Below are 20,244 nucleotides of genomic sequence, written 5' to 3' on the forward strand. Positions count from 1 at the left end.
GCGCGTCGGCGCAGATTTGTCACACCGGGATTTTACGGATCACCGGGGCATGCGGAACTCGGGCAAACAATTAGACAAGAATCGCGCGTCAGATCTCTGTGGAGTCGCAAGTCGGGCGAGCGTCGGAAATCTGACGCAACAAGAAGCAGACGTTACGGTTAAGCCGCGCGCTGCTGACGCGTGGCGGCGAGGGGTTCCATTCCGCCAACGCGCTTGTCGGAGAAAGCCCACAACACGATCGCCGCGGCCAAAGCCGCGCAGGACAGAAAGCCCGCCGCGAAAGCAACAATTGCAATTTGCAGAATGGTCATTGGTCGCCTCGGCCTCACGGGCGGTTTTGCTGCCGCCTTTGGGCGAGGAAACACGGAATAAATTGACGAGGTAGTAAAAACCCCCGTCACGCCGGCGCATTTCTTCTTCGTCGTTAATTTACCGCCTACGCTCAATCGCCGTCGTGACCAAAATAACGCCGGCGAGAACGCGCCATTTATTGCGCAGATTTGCATAAAAAGCGGTATTTATCGGGCCAACCGCCTATAAGATGACACATCTTCTTGGCGGAGGGGATTGTGTGACCACTGCGTTTTATCTGTTTCTGGGTTGGCTGATATTTAACATCGTATTTGCAGCAGGCATGTATTTCCGGCCAACGCGTAGAGCATCGGTTGACTCACATGAAGGTCCGGAATCCGGCTTGAACGCGCGTCCTCGGCGGCCGGACACAGTTGAGCTTGTCCTTGACGACGATGCGCTGGCCGCGCGCGGTGCCGCAAGTCTGCGCAGGATAAACCCGTGGCCCTCGGCCTTGAGCCGGATCATCTTTTTCGGGTTCTGGCTCGGCGACCGCCGTCATTCGATTTGACGGGCAGGTTGGATTAGCCGCGCCGCGCCGACGTCAGGAAATTGCCGCGCCATGCGACCAGGGCAGTGGCGATGGCCGAGAAGGCAATCTTGCCGAGGAGCCAGATCAACGGCTGCGAAGGGACAGCGCAGAGCGATCCGATCAACAGCGCCGCCACACTCGCCGTCGCCACCAGCGACCATCGCGGAACCGCTCCAAATCGGAGGATCGGACCACTCGCAAACAGCATGACAACAGCGGTCGCGATTGCCGCTCCCGCGAGTACGTTTGAAGATGGCAAGTTCAAAGCCACGGCAGCTACCGAGAAAATCGAAACCATCACGAACTGACCCGCTGCAACCACGACCAGCCGGACCGCCGATTTCTTCAAATGCGGGACCACGGCGAGCGTGGCCTGAAGGTGAGTGTGGAGGAAGTAAAATACGGCAGCCATTGGTGCGGCAACCAGGAAGCCGTCCAGAATGTCGGGAGGAACGAAAAGGCGTCCCGCGTCCGGAAGGAATGCAATGAGCCCGCCCAGCATCACGACAGTCGCGCAGATGACGAATTCGAACAATCGGGCCGCGACCTGTTTCGCGTCATTGGGGTTACCGTGCTCGAATGCTACGATCACTTCCGGATAATTCACCGTATGAATCGCCGCGACCAGCACCGCGAACGGCCGCTGCATCAGATCGATCGCCATTGAAAATCCGGCGCTGGCGGCAAGGCCGGCCGCGCCAAGCTTGCTGATGACGATGAAGCGGATCATCACCGGCACCGAAAGATGAATCACGGAAGCGCCCGCGGCGAGCATGCCGTAGCGGCAGAAATTCGCCCAATCCGCCAGCATCGTTTGCCGGGACACTCTTCGCAGCGGTGTGCGATGAATGATCAGGCCGGTAATGAGGGCTGCGATCTGGCCGCTCAGGATGCCAAAAAGCGTCGCTTCGGTGGTTCCATAGAGCAGCGCGCCGGTGATGGCGCCCGCCAGCAGCAGGCTGGCGCGCAGGATCAGCAAAATCGCTGCGGTCCCGAGCCGGCCCGAGACGCGGATCACCATGAAGGACATATCGGTGAAGCCCTGCAGCACCGACAAGGCAAGTCCGAGGACGACAACCCTCAGCGCCAGCGTGCTGGCCAGTGAGGCGACACCGCCGAAAGAAATCAGGGCAAACGCGCTAAGCAATCCTGCGGCAAACAGCGAAAAGCGGAGCTTCGCGGCGTCTTCTCCCTTTGCTGCGGCGAGGAAGCGAACACCTGCCAATTGCAGCCATTCGAACATCAGAACGCAAAGCAACTGGCTCGAAGCCAGAGCGAGCGAAAACGACGTGTAGTGGGCCGGCAGCAGGATATGACTGACGGCGAAGATGAGAACGATCGCCGTGGCGCTCTGATAGATGTAACCGACGAGTGCAAGGAGCCGGATCATATCTGATCTGGTCTATGTCGGAGCCGCTGCCGATATGGGAGCAGGGCGCAAGTCATGGCGTCTTTGATTTGCCGGATCACTTGAAGCTATTTCTTCGGTTGCCGCACGCGGTCGAACAGATTTCGATATTCGGTCACCACGTCGGGGAAGGTCCATTTATTCGGAGCGTTGGCTAACCGCTCGCTGATGTCAGCAATCTGTTGCGGGTTTTCGATGATCTCCAGAATGCTTCGGGTCATCGATTCCGGATCGGCCGCCGTCAGCCAGCCATTGACGCCGGGCTGAATGGCTTCCGGCATGCCCCCGAAATGCGTTCCGAGAATGGGCCTGCCGGCCGCGCTGGCGTCCGCCACCACCAGCGGACCCGGATCTTCCCAGATCGACGGCGCAACCGCGACATCGACTTGCGCATAGAATTCTTCGGGCGAAACAAAACCTAGAAATTCGATCCGGGCGTCAGGCGCCAACTCTTTCAAGCGCTGCTGTTCGCTTTCGCTCGCGCGCCCTGCGATCACGAGCCGGACCTTGTCCTTTGGGATAGCGGCAAATGCCCGGACGAGATTATCGATCCCCTTTTCGACCGTCAGCCGCCCGATGAATCCGAATGTGATTTCGGCGTCAGCCCGCACACGTATCTGGGGTTTCAATGTCGCCGTTGAGGCGTTGCGAATGACGGTGCGTAGCGGCGTATCCGAAAACAGGCCGAGCCTGGTATGAATATCGAGAACCCGCTGGCTCACACCGACGACCGCGTGCAATTGACGCGTGGCGCGCTTTCGATTGATCGTCAGGATTTCGCAACTGAAGCACGTCCGCTCGCAGGCGTGCCCCGCCATGAAGCGCGAGCATCGCGGGCACGTCAGGTAATAATCGTGAAGCGTGTGCACGACAGGCACGTTTTGATCGAGTGCCGATTTCCAGATCGCGGCCGTCAGGCCCGACAAATTGTTGGAATGCATGCAATCCGGTTTGAAGGCCTGTATGCGTTTCGAAACCAGTGTCGCCGAGCTTTGCCAGTCTTCGATCGCGTGCCAGATGCCGCGCACGGGTGCACTTCGAGGCTCGGAGAAGGGAGGATAGATATTTTGAACCGGCGCCGAATAGACGGTCACGCCGTTGCATTCTTCCACCGGCTGGTCACGCTCGGTTTCGGCGCGGACCACTTCCACGGTATCGCCGGCTTCCACGAGACTCTCTGCCAGCCGGCGTGCAAATATCTCCGCGCCGCCGACAATCTTCGGCGCTCCCGGCGTCGGGTAGATGGATGATGTTATCAGGACTCTCATCTAAGAAACCTCATCCGGAATATCTCGAGTACATGCCCGATTCATTACGGCTAAAATGAGCTTTCAATTTTCGTCAACGTAAATTTCCAAATATTGTCTGCTGATCGCATCAGGTGAGAACTGCTCCTTGAAACCGGATTTGATCGGTTGTCTCTGTTTCCATCTCTGCGCCTCGCCGATACTTTTGCTCATAAGTTCGGCAAGCCGCCGGTGATCGCGTGCTTCATATGAGCCGATCAGCGCGGACATGCCGGATATTTCCGGAATGCCTCCCGCTGTGGAGCAGATCGTGGCGCAGCCATTGCTGATGCTCTCGATCAGGGTGCGCGGCAGAGGCTCGGGCCAGACCGAACTGATCAGGCAAACATCGATACTGGCATAGAAGTCACGCGCGTTGGCGAATCCGACCCACTCGATGCGATCGGTCCGGTAGCGGGCCTTGAGGTCGTTCACATAGGGTTCGGCACCAGCGCCGGCGATCTTCAATCGCCAGCCGGCATCGGGGAGCAGATCAATGGCTTTCAGGACGATATCGATGCCTTTTTCGGCTTCAATTCGTCCGATAAATCCAAACACCAGATCGTCGCCAGAAGGACGCGTGAGGGGAACGTTGTCTCTGATGTCGGCGATATTGAAGATGACTTTGTCCGGCGTCCTGGAGAAATATCCGAGCTTATGATGGGTATCGAGCACGAAGCGGCTATTGGAAGCGACCACATCGACCAAGCGCGACGCGTAAAGATAGGGGGCGGTCATGGTTGCGCAGGCCGAGCACCGGCGCTCGCATGCCGTTCCGTTCTTGAACAGCGTAGATCTTTTGCAGGTCAGCGAGTAATCGCGCAGCGTATGCACGATCCTGATATTGCGGCGGTTTGCCTCGGACCACAGCGAAACCGAAAATCCCGTCAGATTGTTGGTGTGCACGACATCGGGTTTTTCGATATCGAGTATCCTGCCGAACCGCCGGGCGGCCTTTCGATTCCAGGTGTCGCCAAGGTGCCATTTCAGTCGGTCCAGCAGCGCCGGTTTTTCGGGCTGGCCGAACGGCCAATAGATGTTGTCGAGCGGCACCCGGTAGACGCGGACGCCGTTGACCTCATCGACCGCCAGATCCGGCTCCTTGTTAAGGCAGACCGTCGCGACGTGGTGGCCCTTCGCGGCCAGGGATTCTGCCAATAGCGAAACGGATACCTCCGCCCCTCCCACCACGACGGGCGGATATAAGGTATTGACGAGCAGTATCCTCAACGATCGCCCCTTATTGAAGTCAGGCAGTGCCCTGGCAGGGCGCTACTGGGCCTGCCGTATTTCGAGATCGGGAATCGCCGATCCGTCCGCGCTCAGCAGCAGCGGTGTGCTTGAGACCGTCATCCATGTGCCGGCGGCCGATTTAGGGGAGTGACGGCAGGGATAATCGTACGTGACCTGCGGTGCGTCGTTTTTCAGCCGCACCTGGTAGTGCTTGTTCGTATTCTCGGACCAAATGGCAGCCCTGCCGCCAGAGCTTTTGATCAAGACGACATCATCGGCGAGCTTTGTTTCCTTGGCGCCAAGACTGGCGCGGATGAAGGCCCAGCTATCGCCGACGGCGCACACGGCAGGTTTCGGCGCGTTATCGAAGTGATAGAGACCAAAATTGTCCTCCAGTTCAGCGCTGTTGGTGCCGCTGTCCTTCAATTCGTACAACGAAATGCCCTTGAGCCAGGACGGAGCGGTTGAGGCCCACAGGATCAATTGGGACATGTTGTCGGCCTGAACCTGCTCGCTGACGCCACATTTAGAGGTCGCCGTCGGCCAGCCTGTTTCAGTGACGTAGATCGGGAAATCCTGCCGTCCGCTCGCTTGCGCGACAAGATTGTGAAAGACCGTCAGCCGCTCGATGATCTCGGCGGCGGTGCGCCGCGCCGGCGAAGCGCAGTGATTGTAGAGATGGATCGAAATGCCATCTGAATATTTCAGCAGTCCGAGCTGAAGCAGGCTTTTGGTCCATTTCCAGTCGGGATCGTCGCCAATCGCCCCTATGATAAAGGGTGCGCCGGGCGCTGCTTGCTTGACCGCAGGGTAGGTCGCTTGCGCCAGCGCGAGGTAATTGTCGGCGTTGAATTCGGCATTCTGTCTGGCCGAGATATTCCACTCGTTCCAGAGCTCGAACAGCGGACGCCGGTTGGCCACGGAGTGCGCGGCGGCGATGGCATATTCGACGAAGCGCTGGCGGGCCTGATCGGTCGTCGGCGGATTGGAGTTCGGCACGAGATAGTGACCCGATCCCAGAATCAAGACCGGCCGCGCGACCCCGGAGGTGATTTGAGCCTCAAGCCTGCCCAGCGGTGCTGCGAAACCGAGTTTGTGCCCGGGCAATTCGAAATCCGACCAGGAGAAGTCGTCGCGAAAAGCGGTGACGCCAAGCTCCTTGATCTCCTTGATATTGATCGTCGGCACATAACCGCGCTTGCTGACAACGCCTCCCATCCCCTGATGGGTGCCGACGCCGAGCAACAAGCGTTCTTCCAGCGGAACGGCATTTTGCGCGTGCACGCCATGAATAAGGAGACTGGCCACCGCAAGCGCCGCCGCCGGAATTCGAAGGACGCCCAAACCCCGACTAAGGCTTTGAAGCATCCGTTTATCTCGTGTTGAAGATTGTCGATCCGATATTGGATGCATTGGTGGTGGCCGAATTCAACGTTGTCATCAGCTTGATGAATTCGGTCGATGGCGATTCCGCGACCGAAATCACATCGTGATCGCGCATCTTGAAATTATCCGCCTGGAACATGCCGTCAGGCTTACTCATATCGAACGCATAGACAGAGGGCGCGGTCCGGGTTGGAAACCGGGATACATCGATCCCGACATTTTCCAGGAGTTGCTTCGGTTCCGACCGATAGACATAGATCGATTTGCTGTCAGTACGGGTTCCGTCAAGGCCGCCTGATTTCGCCAGCGCCTCGGCAAGCGACATGTCGTCATTTTCGAACGTGAAGCGGCGGTTGTTGGTGCCGCCGATCGAGCCGGGCGAGGGTGTGGCGCCAAATACCATGTACACACGCGGCACCCGGGTCAGGAATACGGTGTCGCCGGGAGCGAGCAGGACATCTTCCTGCGGGTGGTGGATCACGCTCGACATCATCTCGTCATAGATGCGGCCGTTACGCTTGAGCGTGATCTTGATTTCGTAAGGAGGAGATTTGGGTCCGCCCCCGCGCGCGATGGCCGACATCAGGCTGATCCCGCCGGGATCGATCGGGAAGCGCTGGGGTGTGTTGACCTCGCCAAGCACGCTGACCTGATTGCCGCGTTGTTCCGCGACCGCGACAACGGCTTGCGGATCGATTGCCCTGTCCTTGAGCCGATCGCGGATGATGTTGGAGACCGCGCGAGGGGTGAGGCCTGCAACCTTGATCGAGCCGGCGTAGGGGATATTGATATTGCCGGATTGATCGACCTGCTGGCGCGGGATGTCGACGAAATTTCCGGGCCGCACGCCCGCTTCGCGCGGAATGAAGAGTCCGCCGGCTTGCGCTTCGTAAACGGTCACCGTGAGAATATCGCCAACGCCGATGGTCACGTCGCGATAATTGCCGCCGGACAACTTTGAAAAGGCCGCGCCGGTGTCGTCGGTGATGGAGTTTGTCGCGCGCAGCACGTCGGGGTTGATCGGCATCAATGCGTAGGGAAGCGGTACCGATGGCGACGTAATCAGCGCAGCATTGGTTTTTGTTGCGGCCGCATCAGGCGCGTCCAGCGGCAGGAAGCCTGCGCATCCCGCGACCGATGTTGTCAGGGCAACAACTATCAAGGCGCGGCCAAGATTCCGGCCGCGAAATGTTTCCTCAGGAAACGATCTGTTACTCAACCGCATTGTCAAACGCTACGTCCCCCGTTGTGTAGAATACCTATCAGCGAGATGGAGTCAGAGTCACGACACTTCGCTGCAACGCAACGCGTAAGCGGCGCGATGTGACTTTGCTGCAACTCGCTGTTCGGAATTCCCCCTCAAATATTTCGCCGCAACTAGACAACACTTTATACGGTCGCGATGTTGGTGAGTTCGCGGCGCCGATCCTGCGTAACGTCCTGGTAAAGTTCCCTAAGCACTTGGTGGGTCTTTTTTACGTCGTAGAGTCGCCTGAAACGGTCATAACCATGGCGGCCGGTGGCGCGCAGATCGAGTTTCGATGCACGCGTGAGTGCATCAACCAACGATGCGACTGAAACCGGGCTGCTCAGCACGCCGGTTACGCCGTCTTCCACAATTTCAGGCAAAGCGCCGACGCGAAAAGCAACAATTGGCTTAGCCGCGCGCATCGCCTCAAGCGCAACGAGACCGAATGCCTCCCAGCGCGACGGAATGACTACAAGATCGGCAGCTTCCAATTGCGCTTCGATTTGCGAACGATCCATCCATCCCAAAAGGGCCACATTCGGCGGAGGATCCAGTTCTTCGTGTTTGCCGACGACCGATGAGCCGATGATTCGAACCTCGACCGTTTCATGCAAACGTCGCGCCGTTTCGACCAGCAGATCGTATCCTTTCTGACGATCGAGGCGGCCGATGAAAAGTACTTTGGTTTTTTTTGACACCCAGGGAACCAAATCGCTGCGAGGTGACGGGCGATTGGCCGAGATGCCATTGTGGACAAGAATCAGGCGCTGGCGGGCGATACCGGCATTGATCGCTTCCTTCTGTTCGTCCCCGGAGATGCAGACGATCCGATCGGTAATCCTGGCGAGCATCAGTTCGACAAGCTTGGTGATCTGATGACTGAGCCGCGAGGTCTCGCGCGAAAAAGCCCAGCCATGGGGGCAATAGACCACCTGCGGTCCGCCACGCCTCAGAAACAGAATGGGCCGTATGACGAGGCCCGCGAATGTCGAATGGATATGCACGATATTGGGCCGGACGCGGCGAATTTGCTGGAGCGTCACGATCGCCATCCGAAATAAACCCGGAAGGCTTCGGCCGGCACGCTCGAATACCGAGACTTCGGCGTCGGCGAAGCCTACGAGATCGCCGCGATGATCTGACGGTACGACATAATGTACATTGTCGCCGCCGAAGCAGGCGCGTTGGTGGGGATGAAGCTCGTTGAAGTAAGTCGCAATTCCGCCACGAACGGTTTCGGCAACGTGAAGTACTCTCAGCGTGCCTGTCTCTTCATTCGGCATGGGGAACTTTCTGATCCAAACTCTGGAAGCAGACTCTTCATGTGCCTATGAAGCAATATTTAGACCGCCGTAATTTTTTCCTGAGCAATTTGTCAGTATGCTGTGTTTTCAAGAAATTTCAAAAACAGTGTTGCAGAATTACGCCATGAATATGCAGCGATGCGTTGCATCTGTTTGCTGCGCTCGTCGCTGGAAATTTGACCAGCTGCTATTCTTTCGAGCATCCGCTGACGCAGATCGTCAGCATCGAAGGGATCAAAATAGGCAGCCGCGTCGCCGCAGGTTTCTTTGACGGCATCGGCCGTCGAGGCGATGACCGGACAGCCCAATAACATCGCTTCAAGCGGCGGTACGCCAAAGCCTTCGTAGAGACTCGGAAACACAAAGGCTGCTGCGCGCGCATAGAGCGCTGCAATTTCTTCATCGCTGAGGCGGCCTGCCAAGATAATGCCATCTTCGGCGGCCGTTACGCCGCCTTGAAAGACTTTGCTATTGTCGCCACCGACCACAACGAGTGGAACGTCGGGTCGCTTCAGCCGCCGCGCCGCTTCGATGGCCAGGGAAATATTCTTGTTCTTGTTCATGGAGCCGACCGAAAGAAAGAAATGAGCGGCTTTCAGCCCCAGCCGGTCGATGATTCCAAAGTCTGGAACGGTCGTGGCAAAATGTTCGGCGCTATTTGGGAATACCGGAATTGATTCGGGCCGCAACCACAGCACCGATGCGAGTTCGCGGCGGGAAAACTGTGAAACCGTCGCAATCGTGGCCTTGCGTGCGAGCAGGTGGCCGAGGGTACGGTGGACCGCCAGATAGCTCCAGTTGAAGAATTCCGGTTTGCGGAAGACTTGCGCATCGTGAATGACAACAATGTGTTGCGAATGCAGCACAGGTCCGGAATTCGCCAGACTGATCAGCCGGCCGCCCGCGGCGGCCCGCGCAAGGTCGACCTGGTCCCAGGCATGCCCGGTTCGCTGTCCGATTTTTCGAATCTCGATACGCTCAAGATTGAGAGAATTCCTGGCGTCGGGTGGGGCCAAAATCTGCCACGTTGCATCACGTAGCGCTGGTGGCGCCTCGCCTGAGGTCAGCAGCCGATCGACTGCCTTGACCATTTCGGCGGCATAACGTTGAACGCCTGTGGTGGACTGCGACAAAAACCGGCCGTTGATAGAGATCTTCAAAGTCAGTCCTCTTTGATGACATCAAATCGGGCAGCCTGGAATTTGAGCAAGCTTGGCATCCTGATCGACGCGCAGGTTCGATATCACACCCAGCATCGCGATGATTGTGAACAATGCATGGTGATCCCGGTTCGATCGCATAACAACTCATCGCAATTGTGTTCAACCGGTTCGGGTTCCGCATAGTCGATTTTCATCGGACCGTCACTGTTAATCCCACATTGAATACAATCATGCATGCTGCAACGTATCATCCGGTTTCGCACGCCGCTGCAGAGTTGCGAAACACATTTCGGCTGATGTGATTGCGCACACGCGTCGCCAGCTCAAAATACGGCCTCTGGCGTGGATGGATTTTCACAGTGAACATTTCGGGGCCAATGAAGATCAGCGCTATTCTCAATACCGGGGTGAAGTCGTGCGTGCCGGCCGTCGCCACAACCGTCATCTTCAGCTTCTTCATCAATCTGCTCGCCTTCACGAGTCCTCTCTACATGCTGCAAATCTATGACAGGGTCATCGGCAGCCGGAGTGAAGTTACGCTGCTCGGTATCACGCTTCTTGTTGGCTATCTTTTGATCATCAACGCATTGCTGGAGATGCTGCGCGCGCGCCTGATGGTGCAGGCCAGTCTGGCGTTTGACGGCAAACTCGCAGGCGCGGTGTTCGATGCGACGCATTTCGCCGGATTGCGGTGGCCCCGTCTGGCGCAAGGGCAATCCTTGCGCGATCTCGACGCGCTGCGCGAATTTGTTGCCGGCCCGGGACTGATCGCGCTCTGTGATCTCCTGTGGATGCCGATTTTCGTGACCGCGTGCTTTATTCTACATGCATGGTTTGGTGCGATCGCGATCGGCGGGGCCGTCCTTATTCTGACGCTGACGCTCGCCAGCGAGTTGGCGACGACGCATTTGTTGGGGCGGGCATCCAGATCATCTGCCGCAGCGACGCAAAGTGCGGTATCCGCCTTGCGCAATTCAGAAGTCATTCAGGCGATGGGGATGCTTGGCGTATTGCGCGAGGCGTGGCTGCAGCACCATGACGGCGTGCTCAATTCGCAGGCATCGGCCGGTGGCCGCTCCGGATTGATTTCGGCAGCCTCCAAATTCGTCCGGATGTTCCTGCAGACCATGATCCTTGGCCTCGGTGCCTATCTCGCGATCCATAACGAGATTTCGCCGGGCATGATTATCGCCGCATCGATCTTTGTCGGCCGCGCGCTCGGCCCGGTGGAAGGCATCGTCGGCAACTGGAATGGACTGACCAACGCGCGCAACAGCTGGGCGCGGCTGGTCAAATTATTCGTGGTGGCAGGAGAGCAGACGCCTCAACTGGCTTTGCCGCGTCCACTCGGACATTTGAAACTCGTATCCGTGACCGCCGGGCCGCCGGAGCAGCCGAATCCTACCTTGCATCATATCTCCTTTGAGGTGCTGCCGGGCGAGGTCCTTGGCGTGGTCGGTCCGAGCGCTGCGGGAAAATCCAGTCTGGCCCGGGTCATGACAGGCGTTTGGCCGCCTGTATCAGGGCAGGTACGGCTGGACGGATCTAATCTGGCGCATTGGGATCCGCAGCAGCTCGGCCAGTATCTCGGTTATCTGCCGCAGGATATCGAACTGTTTTCCGGCACCGTCGCCCAGAACATTGCGCGCTTCCGGCAGGTCGACAGCGAGACGATCATCGATACCGCACGGCTTTGCGGTTGCCATGAGATGATCCAGGCGCTGCCGAATGGTTACAACACGCCGATCGGCGAGAGCGGCGCGGCGCTTTCGGGTGGTCAACGCCAGCGCATCGGGCTGGCCCGCGCATTTCTTGACCGTCCGTCGCTTGTCGTTCTCGATGAGCCCAACGCCAGCCTCGACCAAAGCGGTGAGGATGAATTGATCGGGACAATCCGCCGGTTTCGGTCGTTCGGATGCACGATCGTCCTTATCACCCACAAGATCAATATATTGGCGGTCGCGGACAAGGTTCTGATCTTGGCCAATGGCCGAATGCAGGGTTTTGGTACGCGCGAAGAGGTGCTCGATCCCCTGATCGCGCCGCAGCCGGTCAAGACGGCGGCGATTCGATGAAGGGTGACGCGATGTTGATGTTGGGCTTCGGCAATTCGACGGCTCCGGTTCGCGCGCAACGCCGGACCGCGCTCGTCGGCTACACGCTGATCATCCTCACGTTCGGCGTGATGGGAGGATGGGCCGCTGTTGCGCCGCTCAATCGCGGCGTGGTGGCGCAGGGCGTCGTCATGATCGAAGATAACCGCAAGGTGGTTCAACATTTCGAAGGCGGCATCGTCAATCAGATCCTGGTCAGGGAAGGACAGTCGGTCGGAGAGGGTGAGGTGTTGCTGCGGCTATCGCCGGTCGCGGCCGGTTCCAATCTCGATACTATTCGCAACCAGCTCGATAGTGCGCTGGCGCTGGAGGCCTCGCTCACCGCCGAACTTGCGGGGCGTGACAGCATCGTGTTTCCTCAGCAACTGCTGGCGCGGCAGGACAGCACGCCTACCGTCGCCCGCATGATCGAAGATCAAACGGTTCAGTTCGAAGAGCGCAAGCGTTCGCGCGATGCGCAGGTCACTTTGATCGAAGCCAAGATCAAACAGCTCGAAACCGAAACCGAAGGCATCGCGGTTGAGAAGTCTTCGACTGAAAAGCAGATCGGATTTCTCGACGAGGAATTGACCGGCCTTCGCTATCTGAAGGAAAAAGGCCTGATTCCGGTGACACGCGTGCTGTCCATGGAAAGGGAACACACCCGTCTCGAGGGAGTCGTCGGCCGCGCGGTTGCGGATACGGCAAAAGCCGCCAACGGGATGAACGAGGCGCGGCTGCAGGTCATCCAGTTGAAACAGAAATTCCAGGAAGAGGTGTCTTCCCAGCTCCTGGACACGCGCCAGAAAATCGAAGCGGCCAATGAGAAGCTCGTGGTCGCGCGCGACATGATCACGCGTCTCGATATCAAGTCGCCGCGTGCGGGAACCGTGCAGGGGCTCAAGGTCTTCACCGTCGGACAAGTCGTCCGCGCCGGCGAGTCGCTGATGGAAGTCGTGCCGAGCGGTGAAACGCTTGTCGTGCATGCGCAGCTTCCGGTCAATTCGATCGAGCATCTCAGCATCGGACAAACGGCGGAAATACGCTTTCCGGGATTGCATTCGCGCCAGTTGCAGATGATGAGCGGCAAGCTCGCCTCGATTTCGCATGACCGTCTTGTCGATGACGCGACCAAGCAGCCTTACTTCCTTGGCCTGATCAATCTTTCGGACGCTGACCTCGATGAGCATTACCGTGACAAGCTGGTTGCGGGCATGCAGGCGGATGTCGTGATCGCCACGGGCGAGCGCACGGCCCTAGAATACATGGTTTCGCCACTGGCGGATGCGCTGCATCGTTCGTTCAGGGACTGACGCGCCAATGGTGAGCCAATGGTGATATGTCTCGCAAGTGTTGGATTATCGATAGATGGGGAGAAATGCGTTGGCTTCAGGATCTGTTCTCGTTACCGGGGCCGCCGGATTCATCGGCATGCAGGTGTGCGAGCGATTGCTCGCGCGCGGCGATCAGGTCGTCGGTGTTGACGCGCTCACGCCTTATTACGATCCGGCGCTGAAACGCGCCCGGCTCAATTATCTGAAGCAGCACACAGGTTTCACCTTCTATGAGAAGGATCTGGCGGATACCGAAGCGACGGGGGATGTTTTCAGCGCCGCAAAGCCTGACCGCGTTGTGCATCTGGCGGCGCAGCCGGGTGTGCGGGCGTCTATTGACGATCCGTTCACCTGCATCCGCGCCAATTGCGATGCGTTCGTCAGCGTGCTCGAGAATGCCCGCCGTCATGAGGTGAAGCATCTGGTATTTGCGTCATCGAGCTCGGTTTACGGCGCGAACCGCACTTTGCCGTATGCGACACACCAATCCGTCGATCATCCCGTGAGCCTGTATGCGGCCAGCAAAAAGGCCAATGAGTTGATGGCGCATACCTATGCGCATGTTCATGGATTGCCGGTCACGGGGCTGCGCTTCTTTACGGTCTATGGTCCGTGGGGCAGGCCTGACATGGCCGTCTATATTTTCACGCGCGCGATTTTTGAGAATACGCCGATCAAGATCTTCAACAATGGAAACATGCGGCGCGATTTCACTTACGTCGATGATATTGCCGAGGGCGTATTGCGGACGCTGGATCGTCCGGCGGCGCCCAATCCCGCCTGGGATCCGGAACGGCCGGAGGCGGCCACGAGCTCGGCGCCCTATCGAATCTACAATATCGGCAACAACCAGCCGGTGAACCTGCTGGATTTCGTGGCGTCGCTGGAGAGGATCATTGGCAAGCCGGCCATTCGGGATCTTCGCCCGATGCAGGCGGGCGACGTGTTGGAGACCTGCGCCGATATTTCCGCGCTTCAACGCGACGTCGGGTTCGCTCCTTCGACGCCGCTTGCGGAGGGGCTCAGCAAATTTGTCGCCTGGTACCGCGGCTACCACGGCGCATAGGTCTGACAAGACCAAGCCGCCTCACGCTGGTTAACAAACGGGAAATCGCGGGCGGCACATTTGACCCATGTGCCGGGCAAAATAGAAATTGGTTGGCGCTATCTTCCCGATCAAGAAACGGGAGACCAACATGAAAAAGAACATTTCCATCGTCGCGACGGCCATCGCCGCGCTCGGTATCGGCCTGCATCCGGCAAGCGCTAGTCTGCTTGGTATGCCGATAAACCTGAAGGTTGCAATCGAGTTGCGCGAAGCAAGTGCGGCGGTTCCCGTCTGTCAGTTTTATACCGGCGACGCGCTAACCGGTTCGCTGCTGCAGGAATTGCTGGCGAGCAATTCGCAGGGCGACTGAGTAGACCCAATCTCGGTTCCGTAGTTTCACGGAACGAATTCAGTTCAAGTTCCCTGCATGATGCGCGCCGATTAGGCAGAGCGCCTGCGATTGCGCCTAATTACTTAGGCGAAATGGTGCGTCGCCGCATCGAAATATAAGGCCCGCCAACAGACTTTCTTTTATGTTGGCATTAACCAATTCGAAAAACGGAGAGGAAACGTGTCGCCCACGATCATCGCGTTGCTGGCTGCATGGCTGGGATTGAACGTGGCCTTTGTCGCGATACGTTTTTACGTCACGGCGGGTAAGCGCCCGCGCGCGGCGCCGAAGATCGTCGGATATCCGATGCTCCTCAACGTCGTCATTCGGCCATCGTCAAATTGATTGCTTGATCGCGAGTGAATGCGCGACTGCAGTTCGGTTATCAAAATAAAGCAGCGTGATTATCTGGCGCGACTAATGCGAGTCCGCAACAGAAACAGGATCAACTGGCCCGCGCTGATCCCGCAGATGCCACCAACCGCTTTCACGACGGCGTCGAGCACGCGGCCATGGCGATCCGGTGTCAGCAACTGCAACGTCTCCAATCCAACCGCGCTTCCCAGGACGATGGTGGCCACAAGAGGCAAGCGGGCAGGGTAAGCCAGGCCGAAGGCGAGCCCCAGCAACGCAAACGCAGCGAAGTGTTCAAACTGAGGGCGCGCTAAAACCGGACGATCGCTAATTGGAGAAAGCGTCGCAAAGACAATGAAAGCGAGCGCCAGCCAGCCCACAATAATCGATACTCTTTGAATCATTGTCGATAAATAAGCTACAAACCCTGTGATCTCAATGTTTTCTCCGCCGTATCGATTGGGTTCCCGGGCTGAATGGGTGAACATCGTTAACCCCGATATCCCGGTTAACCCTTAAATCTCCGGCCCGTATTGCAGCAGCCCATGAGCCAGACCTACGTCATTCCGGACATTCACGGCCGACATGATCTTCTCAACGAAGCTCTGGCTGAAATCGCCGCGCGGGGCGATGCCGGCGTCATCGTCACGATCGGCGATTACGTCGACAAGGGTCCCGACAGCAAGCAAGTCATCGACCGATTGCTGTCAGGTGTTGAGGGCAGCCGTCTCGTTGCGTTGAAGGGAAACCACGACGCGATGATGGTGGAAGCGCTGCGCGATCCATCGAAGCTGGCGGCGTGGATCGCCAAGGGCGGAGATGCGGCGCTGGCTTCCTATGGCGGCAATCCCGCCGACGTGCCGGAAGACCACATCGCGTGGCTCGACCGGCTGCGCCTGATGCATGTCGACACCCACCGCATCTATGTTCATGCGGGTGTTGATCCCGATGTCGCGCTGGATCGGCAGAGCGAGGCGACGCTGTTGTGGAAGCGCTATCCGAAGGGATTCCCCGGCGGGTACGGCGATCGCCACGTCGTTCACGGCCATGATAATTTCCCCGAAGGGCCGCTTCTGTACGAAGGCCGCACCAATCTCGATACGCTTGCCTGGCGGACCGGACGGCTGACGATCGGGGTTTTCGACGATGACAGGCCGGGTGGTCCGGTCGATTTGATCGTGATCAGGGGATCGCCGGCGGAGCGTTAACCGGGCTGCGCTGGCGGACCTATTGGGGCTTCCGATTCGGCGTGTTAGTGATTCAGATCACGGTAGCCGCCGCTGGAAGTGGTCTAGAAAAGGCCCCTGCTTCCAGAGGTAAAGCCCCGGGCCTTGTCGCATATTAGCCGGAATATTTGGTCGTACGGATTGTCAAAAATACGGTTTGTGAAGAAAAAGTAACACACGATAACTGCCCTGTTCATAGCTCATTCACGCCGGCAGGCATCATCATGGTGGCAGATATCGTGCGGCTTACATTTGGAGATCACCTTGCGCCTGCTTGTCGTTGAAGATGATCCGGACCTCAATCGTCAGCTCACTACCGCGCTGACCGACGCCGGCTATGTCGTTGATCGCGCCTTCGATGGTGAAGAGGGGCATTTTCTCGGCGACAGCGAACCCTATGACGCTGTTGTGCTCGACATCGGCCTGCCGAAGATGGATGGCATTTCGGTGCTGGAGGCCTGGCGCCGCAACGGGCGTGCGATGCCGGTGCTGATCCTGACCGCGCGGGATCGCTGGAGCGACAAGGTTCAGGGCTTCGACGCCGGGGCCGACGATTATGTCGCCAAGCCATTTCATCTCGAGGAAGTGCTGGCCCGCATGCGCGCGCTGCTGCGCCGCTCTACCGGTCACGCGCAATCCGAATTGACCTGCGGGCCGGTTTCGCTGGACACCCGCACTGGCCGGGTCAGCGTGTCAGGCAATCCTATCAAAATGACCTCGCACGAATATCGTCTGTTGGCTTATCTCATGCACCATACCGGGCGCGTGGTGTCGCGCACGGAGCTGGTCGAACATCTCTACGATCAGGACTTCGATCGCGACTCAAACACGATCGAGGTCTTCGTCGGCCGCATCCGCAAGAAGCTGGACGTCGATATCATCCAGACCGTCCGCGGGCTGGGTTATCTGCTGACGCCGCCATCGCCCACCAGTTAAATGCGCGGCAGCTCGCTCGCCACCCGGCTGTTTCTGTCCGCAACCGCATGGGTGGTGGTGATCCTGGTCATCACCGGCGTCGTACTGTCGTCCGTGTACCGCGATGCCACCGAGCGCGCTTTCGACCGCCGCCTCAATCTTTATCTGCGGACCCTGGTTGCGGAAGTCGCAACGCCCGACGAACCGCCTGACCATCAGTTCCAGTCGCTCGGCGAACCGCTGTTCGAACTGCCGCTGTCCGGCTGGTACTGGCAGATCACCCGAACCGATTCCGATAAGACCGAGATACGCGCGTCGCGCTCGCTGTGGGACAAGAAGCTGCCGAAGCTCGAAGAACATGGCTCCGATTTAACGGCGGCCGGCGTCCGCCTCGGCTATGTCGACGGGCCGGAAGGACAGAACCTGCGGATGGTGGAGCGGCCGGTCGATCTCGGCGCCGACGGCAAATTTCTGGTCGATGTGGCCGGCGACGCCACCGAGATTTTCGACGAAACCCGCAGCTTCGATTATTACCTCGGCAGCACATTTGTGGCCCTTTCCATCGTGCTGGTGTTGACCACGATTTTCCAGGTTCGTTTCGGTCTTGCGCCGCTCAAGCGCATTTCAGAATCCATCGCCGATATCCGCTCCGGCCGCGCCGAACGGCTTGAAGGTGAATTTCCCGTCGAGATCGCGCCGCTGGCGCGCGAAACCAACGCGTTGATCGATGCCAATCGCGAAATCGTCGAGCGCGCCCGGACCCATGTCGGCAATCTCGCACACGCCATCAAGACGCCATTGTCCGTGATCGTCAACGAAGCGGCCGCACACGGCGCCGATCCGTTTGCGACGAAGGTTCTGGAGCAGACCGATGTGATGCGAGATCAGGTTGCCCATCACCTGGAGCGGGCCCGCATCGCTGCGCGCTTCACCATCGTCGGCACGGTTACCGAAGTGGCTCCCGCCATCGAGGCCTTGCGCCGGACCATGGAGAAGATCCATCGCAGCCGCAGCATCGCCATCGAGGTCGACGCCAATGCTCAGGCCAGGTTTCGCGGCGAGCGGCAGGATCTCGAGGAGATGGCCGGCAACCTGGTCGACAACGCCTGCAAATGGGCGACATCGCGCGTCTTCATCGAGGTGCTGGTGGAACGGCCGGTTGAGGCTGGCGCCGGTCCGATGCTGCGGATCATCGTCGACGATGACGGGCCCGGACTTTCAGAGGCTGAGCGCGCGCAAGTATCGCGTCGCGGCCAGCGACTGGACGAGTCCAAGCCGGGTTCCGGGCTCGGGTTATCGATCGTGATCGACCTTGCGGCCTTGTATGGCGGCAGTCTTACGCTTGGCCGCGCGCCGATCGGGGGACTGCGCGCCGAACTGGTGCTGCCGGGGGTTTAGCGAGCCTTAAATTATCCCGCTGTCGCAGGGCTTAGCAGCTAGAAGACGTTTTGCCGGATGCGTCATTCCTAACGACTTCTTAACGTGGGCGCTTTTATTATTGTGGGCGGACGCGCCTTGCCGTCCGCGCGAAACAGCATGCATACCGGGCGCATGAGCCAGACATCGAACGAGCGGCTGAGGGACTATCTCGCACAGCTTCCGCCGCAGTCGCAGGCGCTGCTGATGCGGGAGTTCGAACGCGCCATCGAGCGCGGCGAAGACACCACGGTCGCCACTTTCGTACTCGAAATGTTGCGCAAGATTGTGCGTGGAACCGACGAAGAGGTGCGGCCGCGCACCGAGGATCCGGCACGGCTGGTGTTCCGTCCGCTTGAGCCGTTCCTGGTCGACGGCAGTCTTCCGATGAGGCCAGGGCAGATCCGCCGGGCATCGCTGTTGCCGGTGTGGCAATGGCTGGTGCGCGACGGTGCGCCGGAGCAGGTTCGTGCACTCGAGACGGCGTTGTCGCGGGGGCCGGAAACCGGCACAAACTCCGATATCGAGGTGGCGGTCCGCAAACTGCAACTCGCTGCGGCCGATGCGATCGTTAAAATCGCCACGCCGACGCGGGGCGACGACCTGCGGCGTTCGCTGGCCCGCGTGGGTCCACCCAATGTGATCGAGGATATGCTGCCGATCGGTTCGGTTTTGCAGGCCCGCGAGGCGATCGACACTCTCAACAGCCGGCTTCCCAGCTTTTTGCGGGTTTTCGCAGAATCGCAGCTCGCCTCGGTGAGTGACGCGCTCAACGTTCCTTCGCTGCAAACGCCGCAATTGCTGCCATTTGCGCTGTCGATGGTGCTGCAGCGGTTGACCGCGCCGTGGCAGATCATCCGGCTGGCCATCAGGATGGCTGCGTCCGACGATGAGGTGCGCGTTGCCGCCACGCCCTTTGGCGTGGCCGTCACCATCGCCTTGCACGATCTGTCAGGCCTGGCTGCCACTCTGCGCGCCGATATCAAACGCGGTCATTTTGAAAACGTCGCCGAAAATCTCAAGATCCTTCACGACGGCGCGCGCGGCTTGCGGACCGAACTCGATCTGCGCAACGATTCCACCTGGGGCCGGCAACTGACGTCGATCCGGGCCGATATCTCCAATGCCCTGCAATCGGAAATCGACAGCGTGCCCGGCCGTGTCCGGCGTCTGCTGCGACAGCGGGCCGACAAGGACATTCCCGCCGGTGCCCAGCTCGATACCGGCGAGGTTGAGGAAACCGCAGCGCTGATCGATTTCGTCGCGGTGTGCCGGACTTATGCCAGTGAACTCGCGATCAACGAGGTCACGCTGCGGACCTATTCCGATCTGCAACATTATGTCGAGCAATCCACGGAATCGTTGGTGCAATCCCTGCGGGCGAGCACGGGCAAGGGCCGTGCCTATCGTCAAATGCAGGTCGCGGCGGCGATCCGTTTCTGTGAGGTATTATTTGGTCACGATTACGCGTCCCTGATGAACAGGGCCGCCGAAAACGCGTTGACCGGTGAACGCAAGCCGTCGCGGGCTGGCTAAAAAGATAGTGAAAATTGCA

Annotated in this window: 18 protein-coding genes; 9 read left to right on the forward strand and 9 right to left on the reverse strand. The window is 58.9% G+C overall.

Features of this window, described 5'->3' with window-relative positions; all coding sequences use genetic code 11:
• Positions 1–158: 158 nt before the first annotated feature.
• From HB676_RS05925 to HB676_RS05960, 8 genes are all read right to left on the reverse strand, one after another.
• On the reverse strand, positions 159–311 hold the full coding sequence (locus HB676_RS05925; RefSeq protein WP_213736771.1) for a hypothetical protein: 153 nt from the start codon (positions 309–311) through the stop codon (positions 159–161).
• 564 nt (positions 312–875) lie between these two features.
• Positions 876–2,273 (reverse strand): hypothetical protein, encoded by a 1,398-nt coding sequence (locus tag HB676_RS05930; protein WP_213736772.1) that lies wholly within the window; start codon positions 2,271–2,273, stop codon positions 876–878.
• 86 nt (positions 2,274–2,359) lie between these two features.
• Positions 2,360–3,559 (reverse strand): glycosyltransferase family 4 protein, encoded by a 1,200-nt coding sequence (locus HB676_RS05935; protein WP_213736773.1) that lies wholly within the window; start codon positions 3,557–3,559, stop codon positions 2,360–2,362.
• A gap of 63 nt (positions 3,560–3,622) precedes the next feature.
• Positions 3,623–4,807 (reverse strand): glycosyltransferase family 4 protein, encoded by a 1,185-nt coding sequence (locus HB676_RS05940; RefSeq protein ID WP_213736774.1) that lies wholly within the window; start codon positions 4,805–4,807, stop codon positions 3,623–3,625.
• Positions 4,808–4,849: 42 nt separating this feature from the next.
• Positions 4,850–6,118, reverse strand: a complete 1,269-nt coding sequence (locus HB676_RS05945) for a hypothetical protein (RefSeq protein WP_346347268.1) — start codon at positions 6,116–6,118, stop codon at positions 4,850–4,852.
• Positions 6,119–6,182: 64 nt separating this feature from the next.
• A complete protein-coding gene (locus HB676_RS05950; RefSeq protein ID WP_249780079.1) occupies positions 6,183–7,358 on the reverse strand; it encodes a polysaccharide biosynthesis/export family protein in 1,176 nt (391 codons plus the stop codon).
• Between the two features lie 227 nt (positions 7,359–7,585).
• Entirely contained in the window at positions 7,586–8,728 is a 1,143-nt protein-coding gene (locus HB676_RS05955) for a glycosyltransferase (protein ID WP_249780080.1), read from the reverse strand.
• A gap of 92 nt (positions 8,729–8,820) precedes the next feature.
• Entirely contained in the window at positions 8,821–9,909 is a 1,089-nt protein-coding gene (locus tag HB676_RS05960) for a glycosyltransferase family 1 protein (RefSeq protein ID WP_213736775.1), read from the reverse strand.
• A gap of 380 nt (positions 9,910–10,289) precedes the next feature.
• Between HB676_RS05960 and HB676_RS05965 the strand changes: the two genes are divergently transcribed.
• The 5 genes from HB676_RS05965 (at position 10,290) to HB676_RS05985 (ending at position 15,123) form a co-directional block, all read left to right on the forward strand.
• A complete protein-coding gene (locus HB676_RS05965) occupies positions 10,290–11,987 on the forward strand; it encodes a type I secretion system permease/ATPase (RefSeq protein ID WP_213736776.1) in 1,698 nt (565 codons plus the stop codon).
• Positions 11,984–13,318, forward strand: a complete 1,335-nt coding sequence (locus HB676_RS05970; protein ID WP_213736777.1) for an HlyD family type I secretion periplasmic adaptor subunit — start codon at positions 11,984–11,986, stop codon at positions 13,316–13,318. Before HB676_RS05965 ends, HB676_RS05970 begins: the two co-directional genes overlap by 4 nt.
• A gap of 70 nt (positions 13,319–13,388) precedes the next feature.
• Positions 13,389–14,405 carry an NAD-dependent epimerase gene (locus HB676_RS05975; protein WP_275944921.1) on the forward strand — a complete coding sequence of 339 codons (1,017 nt, stop codon included), beginning with the start codon at positions 13,389–13,391 and terminating at the stop codon, positions 14,403–14,405.
• A gap of 130 nt (positions 14,406–14,535) precedes the next feature.
• Positions 14,536–14,757 (forward strand): hypothetical protein, encoded by a 222-nt coding sequence (locus tag HB676_RS05980; protein ID WP_213736779.1) that lies wholly within the window; start codon positions 14,536–14,538, stop codon positions 14,755–14,757.
• Between the two features lie 201 nt (positions 14,758–14,958).
• Positions 14,959–15,123 (forward strand): hypothetical protein, encoded by a 165-nt coding sequence (locus HB676_RS05985; protein WP_213736780.1) that lies wholly within the window; start codon positions 14,959–14,961, stop codon positions 15,121–15,123.
• A gap of 59 nt (positions 15,124–15,182) precedes the next feature.
• On the opposite strand, the gene HB676_RS05990 is transcribed toward HB676_RS05985, so the two are convergent.
• The gene (locus tag HB676_RS05990; protein ID WP_249780081.1) at positions 15,183–15,620 is read right to left on the reverse strand and encodes a VanZ family protein; all 438 of its coding nucleotides are present in this window, start codon (positions 15,618–15,620) and stop codon (positions 15,183–15,185) included.
• Between the two features lie 57 nt (positions 15,621–15,677).
• On the opposite strand from HB676_RS05990, the gene HB676_RS05995 reads away from it, so the two are divergent.
• The 4 genes from HB676_RS05995 to HB676_RS06010 all read left to right on the forward strand — a co-directional run bounded on the left by HB676_RS05995 (position 15,678) and on the right by HB676_RS06010 (position 20,225).
• On the forward strand, positions 15,678–16,340 hold the full coding sequence (locus HB676_RS05995) for a metallophosphoesterase (RefSeq protein ID WP_213736781.1): 663 nt from the start codon (positions 15,678–15,680) through the stop codon (positions 16,338–16,340).
• 282 nt (positions 16,341–16,622) lie between these two features.
• Positions 16,623–17,294 carry a response regulator transcription factor gene (locus tag HB676_RS06000; protein ID WP_213736782.1) on the forward strand — a complete coding sequence of 224 codons (672 nt, stop codon included), beginning with the start codon at positions 16,623–16,625 and terminating at the stop codon, positions 17,292–17,294.
• On the forward strand, positions 17,295–18,671 hold the full coding sequence (locus tag HB676_RS06005; RefSeq protein WP_213736783.1) for a sensor histidine kinase: 1,377 nt from the start codon (positions 17,295–17,297) through the stop codon (positions 18,669–18,671).
• Between the two features lie 153 nt (positions 18,672–18,824).
• On the forward strand, positions 18,825–20,225 hold the full coding sequence (locus HB676_RS06010) for a hypothetical protein (protein WP_213736784.1): 1,401 nt from the start codon (positions 18,825–18,827) through the stop codon (positions 20,223–20,225).
• The last annotated feature ends 19 nt before the right edge of the window (positions 20,226–20,244 follow it).

The sequence above is a fragment of the Bradyrhizobium sp. dw_411 genome, assembly GCF_018449695.1.
Taxonomy (GTDB): domain Bacteria; phylum Pseudomonadota; class Alphaproteobacteria; order Rhizobiales; family Xanthobacteraceae; genus Bradyrhizobium.